Genomic DNA, 11786 nt, shown 5'->3' on the forward strand with positions numbered 1-11786 from the left:
GCCGCGACCCGGGTGCGGAGCCGCCCGTCACGTCGGGCGTGACGCGCAGCCGACACCCGACGCCTCCTCCCCAGCCCGCCGTCGCGCGCCCACCGCCTCGGCCGCGGCGACCCTCGCCCCCGCGGCACCCGCCCCGATACAGTGACGAACGCACCCGGAGGCGACCCGATCCGCCCGACCACGCGGGTGCGGCATGACGCGAAGGAGCACCATGACCGACATCCGCAAGGGCCTCGCCGGGGTCGTCGTCGACACGACCGCGATCAGCAAGGTCGAGCCGGCCACCAACTCCCTCCTCTACCGCGGGTACCCCGTGCAGGAGCTCGCGGCCGAGTGCTCGTTCGAGCAGGTCGCGTACCTCCTCTGGCACGGCGAACTGCCCACCGACGAGGAGCTCGCGCACTTCGAGCACCAGGAGCGCGCGGAGCGGCAGCCGGCGGATGCGGTGCTGCGGATCGTCGACGCGCTGCCCGTCGACGCGCACCCGATGGACGTCCTCCGTACCGCCGTGAGCGCGATCGGCGCCGCGGATCCCGCGCCCGACGACCACTCGGCCGACGCCGACCTGGAGCGGTCCGTGCGGCTGCTCGCGCAGATCCCCGTGCTCATCGCCTACGACCAGCGCCGCCGCCGGGGGCTGGATCCCGTCGAGCCGCGCGACGACCTCGGCCTCGCCGAGAACCTGCTGCTCATGGTGCACGGCGAGCGCCCCACGGAGGCCGACGCGAAGGCCATGGAGGTCTCGCTGATCCTCTACGCCGAGCACTCCTTCAACGCCTCCACCTTCACGGCCCGCGTCATCACCTCCACCCTCGCCGACCTGCACTCCGCGGTCACGGGCGCGACCGGCGCGCTCAAGGGCCCGCTGCACGGCGGCGCCAACGAGGCCGTGCTCGAGACGCTCGACGAGATCGGCGACGCGTCGCGCGTGGAGGCGTGGCTCGACGAGGCGCTCGCCGCCAAGCGCAAGGTCATGGGATTCGGGCACCGCGTCTACCGCGCGGGCGACTCGCGCGTGCCCACCATGAAGGCCGCGCTCGACGAGCTCGTCGCCGTGCGGGTCGAGGCGGGCGGCGAGGCGGGGGAGTCGGCGACGCGCACCATGGACCTCTACGACGCGCTCGAGCGCGGCATGGCCGAGCGCACCGGGATCCTGCCGAACCTCGACTACCCGTCCGGCCCCGCCTACGCGCTCCTCGGCTTCGAGACGCGCGCCTTCACGCCGCTGTTCGTCGCCGCGCGCGTCGTCGGCTGGACCGCGCACATCGTCGAGCAGCGGGCGGCGAACTCGCTGATCCGGCCGCTCTCCGAGTACGACGGACCCGCCGAGCGCCACCTGTCCTGACCACCGCCGGAGCCGCCCCACGGGCCCCGGTCACACGGCCGAGAGCGCTCCCGCCGATCGTTAGGATGGAGCCCATGTCCCGCGGCGAGCCCTTCTACATCACCACGCCGATCTTCTACGTGAACGACGTCCCGCACATCGGGCACGCGTACACCGAGGTCGCCGCCGACGTCCTCGCCCGCTGGCACCGCCAGCGCGGCGACGACACCTGGTTCCTCACGGGCACCGACGAGCACGGGCAGAAGATCCTCCGCACCGCCACCGCGCACGAGACCACCCCGCAGGCCTGGGCCGACCGCCTCGTCACCGAGAGCTGGCAGCCGCTGCTCGAGGCCGTCGACATCTCCAACGACGACTTCATCCGCACCACCGACGCCCGCCACGAGGAGAGCGTCAAGATCTTCCTGCAGCGCCTCCACGACGCCGGGTTCATCTACACGGGCGAGTACAAGGGCTACTACTGCGTCGGCTGCGAGGAGTACAAGCAGCCCTCCGACCTCCTCGAGGGCACGGGTCCGTTCGAGGGCCAGCTCGTCTGCGCCATCCACTCCAAGCCGGTCGAGCTGCTGGAGGAGAAGAACTACTTCTTCCGCATGAGCGACTTCGGCGAGCGGCTCCTCGCGTTCTACGAGGAGCGTCCCGACTTCATCCAGCCCGAGAGCGCCCGCAACGAGATCCTGTCGTTCGTCCGCCGGGGCCTCGAGGACCTCTCCATCTCGCGCTCCAGCTTCGACTGGGGGATCCCCATCCCGTGGGACGAGAGCCACGTCGTCTACGTGTGGTTCGAGGCGCTGATGAACTACGTCACGGCCATCGGCTACGGCGTGGACGACGAGCAGTTCCGCCGTCGCTGGCCCGCCACGCATCTCGTGGGCAAGGACATCCTCCGGTTCCACGCGGTCATCTGGCCCGCCATGCTCATGGCGCTCGGCGAGGAGCCGCCCCGCCGCGTCTTCGGCCACGGCTGGCTGCTCGTCGGCGGCGAGAAGATGTCGAAGTCGAAGCTCACCGGCATCGTGCCGCAGACCATCACCGACACCTTCGGCATCGACGCGTTCCGCTACTACTTCATGCGCGCCTTCGCCTTCGGGCAGGACGGCTCGTTCAGCTGGGAGGACCTCAGCGCCCGCTACCAGGCCGAGCTCGCCAACGGCTTCGGCAACCTCTCCTCCCGCGTGATCGCCATGGTCGGCCGCTACTTCGACGGTCGGATCCCCGAGGCGCACGAGCTCACCGAGGCGGATCTCCGCGTGCAGAGCGTCGCACGCGCCGCCGCCTCGACCGCGGACGACGCCATCGAGCGCCTCGCCATCCACGAGGCGCTCGCCGCCGTGTGGACCCTGGTCGACGAGCTCAACGGCTACATCACGAGCCAGGAGCCCTGGGCCCTCGCGAAGAAGGACGAGGACCGCGCGCGCCTCGAGACCGTGCTGCACACCGCGGTCCGCGGCCTCGGCACGCTCGCCGTGCTGCTCGCGCCCGTGCTGCCCGGCGCCACCGCGAAGCTCTGGACCGCGCTCGGCGGCACCGGCACGGTCGGACAGCAGCGCATCGACCTCGCCGACGAGTGGACCGGATCCGGCGTCGTCACCCCGCTCGAGGCGCCGCTGTTCCCGCGCATCGAGCAGGAGCCGGCGACACCCGCCGCCTGATCCCGCCGCCCGGAATCCGGGTGCCGCGCCCCGCCGGGCGCGGCACCCGCCCGTCGGTAGAGTGAGCGCGATGCCCGACTCCAACTACGTGCGCCAGCGCGACACCTCCGCGGCCCACGGCCAGACGCGCGACCTCACGTACCCGCCGCTGCCCGAGGCCCTCACGGTGCCCGTCTACGACAACCACACGCACCTCGAGATCGCGGACGGCGAGTCGCCCATCGACTTCACCGAGCACCTCGACCGCGCGAGCTCGGTGGGCGTCCGCGGCGTGATCCAGGTCGGCGGCGACCTCGAGACCTCACGCTGGTCGGCGGAGACCGCGGCGCACGAGCCGCGCATGCTCGCGGCCGTCGCGATCCACCCGAACGAGGCCCCGGCGTACGAGCAGGCGGGCACGCTCGACGACGCGCTGGCCGAGATCCACGAGCTGGCCGGCCGCCCTCGCGTGCGCGCCGTCGGCGAGACCGGCCTCGACTTCTTCCGCACGGGCGAGGACGGCCGCGCCGCCCAGCAGCGCTCGTTCGAGGAGCACATCCGCATCGCCAAGGAGCGCGGGATCGCCCTCCAGATCCACGACCGCGACGCGCACGACGAGGTCGTCGAGACGCTCCTGCGCGTCGGCGCCCCCGAGCGCACGGTGTTCCACTGCTTCTCGGGAGATGAGGACCTCGCCCGGATCTGCGCCGAGAACGGCTGGTACATGTCGTTCTCCGGCACGGTCACCTTCAAGAACGCGCACGACCTCCGGGAGGCGCTCGCCTTCGCGCCGCGCTCGCTGCTGCTCGTGGAGACGGACGCGCCGTTCCTCACGCCCGTGCCGTTCCGCGGCCGGCCGAACGCGCCGTACCTGATCCCGCACACGCTCCGCGCGATGGCCGCGCACCTCGGCACCGACGTGTCGATGCTGGCCGCGCAGATCTCCTCCAACACCGAGCTGGTCTACGGGCGCTGGGACGACGAGCCCGTCACGTCGCCGTCGAAGGACCCCGCCGAGCTCGACCCGGCGGGCCGCGCGTGAGCGACGAGACGGCACCCGCCGCCGCGCCCGCTGCCGCCGCGGCCCCGACGCTCCTCGGCCCCGCCGAGATCCGCGACCTCGCCGAGCTGCTCGGCGTCGCGCCCACCAAGAAGCTGGGGCAGAACTTCGTCATCGACGCCAACACGGTGCGCCGCATCGTCCGGGTCGCGCGCGTCGAGGCCGGCACGCACGTGGTCGAGGTCGGGCCCGGCCTCGGATCCCTCACCCTCGGCCTCCTGGAGACGGGCGCGAGCGTCGTCGCGGTGGAGATCGACGGCCGCCTCGCCGAGCAGCTGCCGATCACCGTGCGGCTGTACCAGCCGGAGGCCGCGCTCACCGTTGTGCACGAGGACGCGCTCCGCGTCGCCGAGCTGCCCGGGGATCCCACCGCCCTCGTCGCGAACCTGCCGTACAACGTCTCCGTGCCCGTGCTGCTGCACCTGCTCGAGCACTTCCCGGCGATCCGCACGGGCGTCGTCATGGTGCAGGCCGAGGTCGGGCACCGCATCGCCGCGGCGCCGGGATCCAAGGTCTACGGATCCCCGAGCGTCAAGGCCGCCTGGTACGGGGCGTGGCGCACGGCCGGCCAGGTCAGCCGCCAGGTGTTCTGGCCGGTCCCGAACGTCGACTCCGTGCTCGTCGCCTTCGAGCGGCACACGGAGCCCTTCGCCTCCGAGGAGCTGCGCAAGCGCACCTTCAAGATCGTCGACGCGGCCTTCCAGCAGCGCCGCAAGATGCTCCGCCAGGCCCTCGCCGAGCTGCTCGGCGGCAGCGAGGCCGCGTCCGCGCTCCTCGAGGCCGGAGGGGTCGCCCCCACTTCGCGGGGCGAGCAGCTGACGGTCCACGACTACCTCCGCGTGGCCCGTGCCTGGGCGGATCGAGAGGGTGACGGCGGGCCTCCCGGCCTCCGCTAGGTTGGAGCACATGACCTCCGCGGCCACCAGCTCCGACGTGGTGCACGCGCGGGCCCCGGGGAAGATCAACGTCTCCCTCACGGTGGGCGCCCTCCAGGAGGACGGCTACCACGACGTCGCCACCGCCTACCAGGCCGTGAGCCTCTACGAGGACGTGTACGCCACCCGGGCCGACGACTTCTCGGTCGAGTTCGGCGGATCCATCGACACGTCGCACCTCACGGTCGGCCCCGACAACCTCGCCATCCGCGCCGCCCGCCTCCTCGCCCGCAGCACCGGCCACCGTGGCGGCGTGCACCTGCGCATCGAGAAGAACGTCCCCATCGCGGGCGGCATGGGCGGCGGATCCGCGGACGCCGCCGCCACCCTCCTCGCCTGCGACACCCTCTGGGGCACCGAGCAGACGCGCGACCAGCTGCTCGCCCTCGGCGCGGAGCTCGGCGCCGACGTGCCGTTCGCGCTCGCCGGCGGCACCGCCATCGGCACGGGCCGCGGCGACCGCCTCAGCCCCGCGCTCGCCAAGGGCACCTTCCAGTGGGTGCTCGCCATCGCCGAGTTCGGCGTCTCCACGCCCGACGTGTACGGCGAGCTCGACAAGCACCGCGAGCGTCACGCACAGGACATCTTCCCGGCCCAGCAGATCCCGCAGGTCGACTCGGGCGTGCTGCAGGCGCTGCGGGCGGGGGATCCGCACATGCTCGCCGAGGTCCTCCACAACGACCTCCAGGCGCCGGCGCTCCACCTCGCGCCCGGCCTAGGCGAGGTGCTGCAGCTCGGTGAGGAGAACGGCGCGCTCGCCGGCATCGTCTCCGGATCCGGCCCCACGGTCGCGTTCCTCGCGGCGGACCTCGACAGCGCGCTCGAGCTGCAGATCGCGCTGAGCGCCGCCCGCCTCACCGTCATCCGGGCCACCGGGCCCGTGCACGGCGCCCGCATCATCACCGGCTGATCCGGCGCGCTCCACCCCATGCGCACGATGCTGCCCCGCGCCGTCCGTCCGTCGCGGCCCGAGTGGGCCCTCATCGGCATCACGGCGATCTGGGGCGGCACGTTCCTCGCGGTGCACGTGGCGATGGAGCACAGCGGGCCGCTCTTCTTCGTGGGGCTCCGGTTCCTCGCCGCGGGGCTGATCAGCGCGGTCCTGTTCCGCCGTGCCCTCCGCAGGATGCGTCGGATCGACCTCGCGGCGGGGGCGGCGATCGGCGTCATGATCTTCCTCGGCTACGGGCTCCAGACCTACGGGCTGCAGACGATCCCGAGCAGCACCTCCGCCTTCATCACCGCCCTGTACGTGCCGCTCGTGCCGCTGCTCCAGTGGGCCGTGTTCCGCAGGCGGCCGAGCGCTCTCGCCCTGGTGGGGGTGGCGCTCGCGTTCGTCGGGCTGCTGCTGGTGGCCGGGCCGCAGGGCGGCGTGGCGCTGGGGGCGGGGGAGCTGGCGACGCTGATCAGCACGCTGCCGATCGCCGCCGAGATCATCCTCATCGGGCTCTTCGCGGGCCGCGTCGACGTCGGCCGGGTGACCGTGGTGCAGCTCCTCGTCGCCGGCGCGCTCTCGCTCGCGTGCATGCCCCTGGCGGGCGAGGCGATCCCCGCGTTCTCGTGGGTGTGGCTCGTCGCGGCGCTCGCGCTGGGGGCGAGCAGCTGCCTCATCCAGCTCACGATGAACTGGGCGCAGCGCTCCGTGTCGCCGACGCGCGCGACCATCATCTACGCGGGCGAGCCGGTGTGGGCGGGCGTCGTCGGACGCGTCGCCGGCGAGCGCCTGCCCGCCCTGGCGATCCTCGGCGCGGCGCTCATCGTGGCGGGGACGCTCGTCAGCGAGCTGAAGCCGCGGGCGACGCGGGATTCCCGTCAGCCCGCCGCGACCCGCTCGTAGCGTTCGACGTTCGCGTTCATCACGTGCCAGTCGTCGGTCTTGGCGAAGCCGCGCGGGGTGAGCGCCTCGGCGACCTCGGGGCGGATGTCCTGCCGGTCGCTCGTGACGAGCCACACGACGTCCGCGCCGTCGACCTCGTCGATGCGGTCGGCCAGCGGGTAGGTCTCCTCCCAGAGGCCGTCGGTGTCGCCGGGCGGGGTGCGCAGCAGGATGTCGTCCATGCCGCGGAACGCGTCCGGGTAGGAGTACGCGACGATGCGCGAGGTGGCCTTGGGGTGGCGGCGGACCGGCCCGAAGATCACGGCCTCCTCGGTGCCGGGCGCCTCCTGGGCGCGCTCCTCGGACACGATGCGGGCGATCGCGGCCCAGTCGGAGTCGGCCTTCACGGTGGTCGTGCGGTCGTGCACGAGCTGCATGAGCGACAGCGCCACCAGGGCAGCCGTGACCGCGGCGACGAGCGGCCTCCAGCGGAGCGCGAGGATCCCCACCGCCATGAGCATCGCGAACGCGGGCGCCGTGTACGCCATGTAGCGCGGCGAGTACAGCGGGGACATGAGGGTGGACGCGCCGATGAGCAGCAGCGTGGGCACGGCGAACCAGACGACCGCGAGCTGCAGGATCGTCGGCGACCACCCGGCGTGCAGGTACGCCGACTCGTACTCGGCGAGGGCGCCCTCCGGCTCGAGGCGCGAGGCGCGGCGTGCGCGCACCATGCGGATCCCGCGTCGCACGAGCAGCGCCAGGCCGATGAGCGCGAGGACCCAGGCGATGACCGCGAAGACGTCGTTCTCGTAGAAGAGCTGGGTCGAGAGCACCTGCATGACGGTGTTCGGGCCGATGGGCTTGATCCACCCGACCTGGCCCGACTGGTCCGTCACCACGCGCACGAGCGGCAGCGACAGGAGGCCGGCGGTGATGGACGCGAGGGCCCAGCCGAGCAGCGACACGACCATCGGGCGGCGGCTGCGGCGGCCGACGCGCGCGGAGGCGATGGCCCAGAGGATCACGACGCCGTGCGCGCCCACGAGCAGCGCCAGGTACACGAAGGTCGACGCGCCGAGCCACGCGAGCAGCCCGTACAGCGCCCACCACCTGGCCTGCACCTGCCAGCGGGCGCCCGCGCGCCGGGCGGCGAGCACGAGCGTGATGGTGAGCGCGACCGCCACGAGCGTTCCGAGCGCGAACGAGCGGCCCTCCGTGCCCATCCAGGCCGAGCGGGGGATCACGACGAAGACGAGCCCGGCGACGACGCCGGTGGCGCGCGTGGACACCGTGCGGGTGAGCAGCACCACGCCCGCCGCGGTGAGGCCGATGAACACGGCGCTCGGGAAGCGCAGCGACGTGGGCGAGTAGCCGACCAGCCCGAACCACACCTTCATGCCGGCGTAGTAGAGGCCGTGGACGGCGTCGACCGTGCCCAGCTCGCGGAGGAGGTCGTCCCATCCGCGCGTGGCCGAGATCACCGTGGCGGCCTCGTCGTACCAGACGGACGGGCTGCCGGCGAGGGGGAGCGCGAGCAGGAAGCCGAGGAGGCCGATGAGCCAGGCGTCGCTCCAGCGGCGGTGGTGGAAGCGGCCGAGGGGGCCGGAGGGACGCCTGCCGCGGGGACCGTCGGCGGGCCGTCGTACGCTGGGTCCGGTCGACGCGGGTCCGCGTCCGCCGTCCGTACGGAGGTCTGTCATGGGGTCGTCTCTGCCGCTCGTCGATCGGGAGGGCACCGACCCCGGGGGGCGGGGCCTGGGTGGTCTGGGCTCCGGGCGGGATGCGCACGAACGGCGCGAACGCCACTCCCGTCACCTCGCCCTTCCCGGCATCGGGATGGGGGGTCAGTCCCGCATCGACCAGGCGCGCGTGCTCGTGATCGGCGCGGGCGGCCTCGGTTCCCCCGTGCTGCAGTACCTGGCCGCAGCGGGGATCGGGACCCTCGGAATCGTAGACGACGATGCTGTGGACCTCTCCAACCTCCAGCGCCAGACCATCCACGGCACGCCCGACGTCGGCCGGCCGAAGACCTCGTCAGCGGCGGATTCCGTGCACCGCACCGACCCCGGGATCGAGGTCGTCGAGCACGCCGAGCGGCTGACGAACGACAACGCCATCCGGATCCTCAGCGGCTACGACGTGGTCGTCGACGCCACCGACAACTTCGCCACCCGGTACCTCATCAGCGACGCGGCGGCCCTCGTGGGCGTGCCGTGCGTGTGGGGATCCGTGTACCGGTTCGACGCGCAGGTCACCGTCTTCTGGGACGCGGCGCCCGACGGCCGCGGCATCGACTACCGCGACGTGTTCCCCGAGCCGCCCGCCGACGGCGCCGTGCTCTCCTGCGAGGAGGCGGGCGTGTTCGGCGCGGTGTGCGGCACGGTCGGATCCCTCATGGCCACCGAGGTCATCAAGCTCGTCACGGGCGCGGGGACGCCGCTGCTCGGCCGGGTCGTGGTGCTCGACGCGCTCGCCGGCACCAGCCGCACCATCGGCGTGAAGCGCGCGAAGGGCCGCCAGCGGGTCACGGCGCTCGCCGACTACGACCTGTTCTGCGGCGTGGGCGCGGCGACCGACGGCACCGAGCTCGACGCGGAGGAGGTCGAGCGGATCCTCGCCTCCGACGAGCAGGTCGTGCTCCTCGACGTGCGCGAGCCCGACGAGCGCCTCGTCGACTCGATCCCCGGGCACGTCGCGGTGCCGGTGCGCATCGTCACGGTGGATCCGGGGGCGGTGCCCGGCGAGATCACCGACCGGGTCGTCGTCTACTGCGCCTCGGGCGTGCGCTCGCGGGCGGCCGCGGCGGCGCTGCGGGAGGCGGGGCGGGATGCGGTGAGCCTGCGGGGCGGCATCGCGTCGTGGCGGAGCGTGGCAGGGCGGGCGTGAGCACGGCGGCAGACGGCGGCCCCGTCCTCGGGCTCGACGACGACGCGTTCCTGGAGCACATCGCCGACGCGCTGGCGTCCGTGCCGGGCGTGCGGGGCGTGGCGCTCGGCGGATCCCGCGCGCAGGGCGCGAACCGGCCCGACAGCGACTGGGACGTGGCCGTCTACTACCGCGGATCGTTCGACCCCGACGCGCTGCGCGCCCTCGGCTGGCCGGGGCAGCTCAGCCCGCGCGGCGGGTGGGGCCGGATCTTCGACGGCGGCGGCGCGCTCCACGTCGACGGCCGCGCGGTCGACGTGCACTACCGCGACCTCGACGCGATCGAGGCCGTGCACGCGGAGGCGCTCGCCGGCCGTTTCGACCTCGAGACGCTGCTCTTCCACCAGGCGGGGCTGCCGAGCACGATCCTGCTGGCCGAGGTCGGCGTGAACCGCGCCCTCCGCGGCGAGGTGCCGGCGTTCGCGTACCCGGGGGCGCTGCGCGCATCCGCGCCCGGCGTCTGGTGGCAGCGCGCCGAGCTGACGCTGCACTACGCGCGCGAGGGCCATGCCCGCCACGGCCGGGCCGCGCAGTCCGCCGGGCTCCTCTCCGAGGCGGCGTGCCAGGCGGCGCACGCGATCCTCGCCCACCGCGGCGAGTGGATCACGAACGAGAAGCTGCTGCTGACGCGCGCGGGCCTCCGCGGGGTCGACCAGCTCGTCGGGCGCGTGGGCACGGAGCCCGGCGAGCTGCTCCGTGCGGTGGATGCGGTCGAGGCCCTGCTCGTCGGGGCGGTGCGGCGGGAGGGGATCCCGGTCGGCGGCTGATCCGCGGATCAGGGCTGCGGGTCGTCCGCCGCCTCGAGCTCGCCCGCCGCGTCGCCCGTGCCGCGTCGCCGTCGCAGGGCGCCCTCCGCGAGCTTCAGCTGCAGGCCGTCGGCCGCCGCGCGACCCCGGCCGAACGCGGCGGCCCGATCCGACGGGCCGCATCCACGCCCTCGGCGCCCTGGTCACGCGCCGAGTCCCATGTGTCGCCGACCGCGACCAGCCAGCGGCGCGCCTCGAGAGACTCGCGCTCGCCGGCGACGCCGAGCAGGCCGTTGAACTGCACGACCCCCGTGGCGACGCGGTTGCTGGATCCCACGACGGCGCGCGAGTCGAACGGGTTGAGCAGCACCTTCGCGTTCGCGGTGCCGGCCGCGGCATCCATGCGCTCGAGCAGGCGGTCGGTGGTGCGGCCGATGACCGCGAGCCGGTTCTGCCGCACGGTGCGGAGCGCGAGCCGGTGCTGATCCAGCTCCTCCGGGGAGGCGTCGAGCACGCGGTCGAGCTCCAGCACGCCGACGGCGTCCTGGAGCTGGAAGCACCGGGCGAGCACGGCGAGCCACTCGCGCACGGTCGACTCCGCGTCCTTCGTCACCCGCACGAGGTCGTCGACCTTGGTCGTCCTCTCCATCTTCTCTGCGAGGGCGTCGAGCTGTCGGAGCGCGTAGCCCTGCGTGCGGCCGAGCGTCATCGCGGTGCCGTGGACCTTCGACCAGGTGGTCTCCGAGACGCGGCCGACCTGGTCGCGGATCATCATCGCCTCGTCGATCACCATCTCCACGCCGATCATGTCGGCGAGCACGGAGTCCTTCTGGCCGCGGAGGATCTCATCGACCTTCGCGTCGATGACGGCGAGGTAGTCGCTGATCTCGTCCATGGCCTGCTGCATGGCGTACTGGGCCATGATCCCGGCGGCTCCCGACAGGACCGCGGGATTCGTGAGGTACGTGCCAGGTCCCTTCGCGAACTCGACGATCCCCTTGATCTTGTTGCCGTCCATGATCACGCCGCGCTCGAGGGTGGGCAGGGAGCCCTTCATGGCGGCGTGCGTCTTGAGCAGCTCCGTCGACTTCTCGGACAGCTTGACCCACCGTCCGTGGTTCGCCGCGATGTCGGATCCGGCCTGCATCGCCGCTGCAGCCGCAGTGGCGACGGGCTTCAGCCGCTCGAGCCCCAGGTCCCGCCCCTTCGGCAGCTCGTTCGTCGCGAGGAATCGCTCCACCGCGCTCGGCTCGCCGATGACGGCGAGGCCGTCACCGTCGCTGATCAGCTGGACGTCGTCATCCACGGGGGCTCCTTCGGGTGGG

The 11786-nt window shown here is 73.2% G+C and carries 10 protein-coding genes; 8 read left to right on the top strand and 2 right to left on the bottom strand.

Annotated features, from left to right (window positions below; all coding sequences use genetic code 11):
* Window positions 1-211: 211 nt before the first annotated feature.
* From BFL37_RS06630 to BFL37_RS06655, 6 genes are all read left to right on the top strand, one after another.
* A complete protein-coding gene (locus BFL37_RS06630) occupies window positions 212-1345 on the top strand; it encodes a bifunctional 2-methylcitrate synthase/citrate synthase (RefSeq protein WP_431305855.1) in 1134 nt (377 codons plus the stop codon).
* A 74-nt stretch (window positions 1346-1419) separates the two neighbouring features.
* The gene (gene metG, locus BFL37_RS06635; RefSeq protein ID WP_086514350.1) at window positions 1420-2997 is read left to right on the top strand and encodes a methionine--tRNA ligase; all 1578 of its coding nucleotides are present in this window, start codon (window positions 1420-1422) and stop codon (window positions 2995-2997) included.
* Between the two features lie 70 nt (window positions 2998-3067).
* The gene (locus BFL37_RS06640; protein ID WP_086514351.1) at window positions 3068-4018 is read left to right on the top strand and encodes a TatD family hydrolase; all 951 of its coding nucleotides are present in this window, start codon (window positions 3068-3070) and stop codon (window positions 4016-4018) included.
* The gene (gene rsmA / locus BFL37_RS06645) at window positions 4015-4932 is read left to right on the top strand and encodes a 16S rRNA (adenine(1518)-N(6)/adenine(1519)-N(6))-dimethyltransferase RsmA (RefSeq protein WP_086514352.1); all 918 of its coding nucleotides are present in this window, start codon (window positions 4015-4017) and stop codon (window positions 4930-4932) included. The genes BFL37_RS06640 and rsmA overlap by 4 nt, the downstream gene beginning before the upstream one ends.
* A gap of 10 nt (window positions 4933-4942) precedes the next feature.
* Window positions 4943-5881, top strand: coding sequence for a 4-(cytidine 5'-diphospho)-2-C-methyl-D-erythritol kinase (locus BFL37_RS06650; protein WP_086514353.1), 939 nt, complete (start codon window positions 4943-4945; stop codon window positions 5879-5881).
* A gap of 27 nt (window positions 5882-5908) precedes the next feature.
* On the top strand, window positions 5909-6808 hold the full coding sequence (locus BFL37_RS06655) for a DMT family transporter (RefSeq protein WP_241533893.1): 900 nt from the start codon (window positions 5909-5911) through the stop codon (window positions 6806-6808).
* Here BFL37_RS06655 and BFL37_RS06660 read toward each other — a convergent pair.
* The gene (locus BFL37_RS06660) at window positions 6784-8490 is read right to left on the bottom strand and encodes a glycosyltransferase family 39 protein (protein WP_086514355.1); all 1707 of its coding nucleotides are present in this window, start codon (window positions 8488-8490) and stop codon (window positions 6784-6786) included. The two genes, BFL37_RS06655 and BFL37_RS06660, sit on opposite strands and share 25 nt — an antisense overlap.
* Between BFL37_RS06660 and BFL37_RS06665 the strand changes: the two genes are divergently transcribed.
* Together BFL37_RS06665 and BFL37_RS06670 are read left to right on the top strand one after the other, a co-directional pair.
* The gene (locus BFL37_RS06665) at window positions 8489-9676 is read left to right on the top strand and encodes a ThiF family adenylyltransferase (RefSeq protein ID WP_086514356.1); all 1188 of its coding nucleotides are present in this window, start codon (window positions 8489-8491) and stop codon (window positions 9674-9676) included. The two genes, BFL37_RS06660 and BFL37_RS06665, sit on opposite strands and share 2 nt — an antisense overlap.
* Window positions 9673-10482, top strand: a complete 810-nt coding sequence (locus tag BFL37_RS06670) for a nucleotidyltransferase domain-containing protein (protein WP_086514390.1) — start codon at window positions 9673-9675, stop codon at window positions 10480-10482. Before BFL37_RS06665 ends, BFL37_RS06670 begins: the two co-directional genes overlap by 4 nt.
* Before the next feature lie 94 nt (window positions 10483-10576).
* On the opposite strand, the gene BFL37_RS06675 is transcribed toward BFL37_RS06670, so the two are convergent.
* Window positions 10577-11767 carry a hypothetical protein gene (locus BFL37_RS06675; RefSeq protein ID WP_241533895.1) on the bottom strand — a complete coding sequence of 397 codons (1191 nt, stop codon included), beginning with the start codon at window positions 11765-11767 and terminating at the stop codon, window positions 10577-10579.
* Window positions 11768-11786: the final 19 nt, after the last annotated feature.

This window comes from Clavibacter michiganensis, assembly GCF_002151125.1.
In the GTDB taxonomy this organism is placed as follows: domain Bacteria; phylum Actinomycetota; class Actinomycetes; order Actinomycetales; family Microbacteriaceae; genus Clavibacter; species Clavibacter michiganensis_C.

Bases quoted from the DNA above. Each gene is read 5' to 3' on its own strand.
- BFL37_RS06630 (WP_431305855.1), top strand. From the start codon at position 212: ATGACCGACATCCGCAAGGGCCTCGCCGGGGTCGTCGTCGACACGACC.
- BFL37_RS06665 (WP_086514356.1), top strand. From the start codon at position 8,489: ATGGGGTCGTCTCTGCCGCTCGTCGATCGGGAGGGCACCGACCCCGGG.
- BFL37_RS06660 (WP_086514355.1), bottom strand. From the start codon at position 8,490: ATGACAGACCTCCGTACGGACGGCGGACGCGGACCCGCGTCGACCGGA.
- metG (WP_086514350.1), top strand. From the start codon at position 1,420: ATGTCCCGCGGCGAGCCCTTCTACATCACCACGCCGATCTTCTACGTG.
- BFL37_RS06655 (WP_241533893.1), top strand. From the start codon at position 5,909: ATGCTGCCCCGCGCCGTCCGTCCGTCGCGGCCCGAGTGGGCCCTCATC.
- BFL37_RS06640 (WP_086514351.1), top strand. From the start codon at position 3,068: ATGCCCGACTCCAACTACGTGCGCCAGCGCGACACCTCCGCGGCCCAC.
- BFL37_RS06650 (WP_086514353.1), top strand. From the start codon at position 4,943: ATGACCTCCGCGGCCACCAGCTCCGACGTGGTGCACGCGCGGGCCCCG.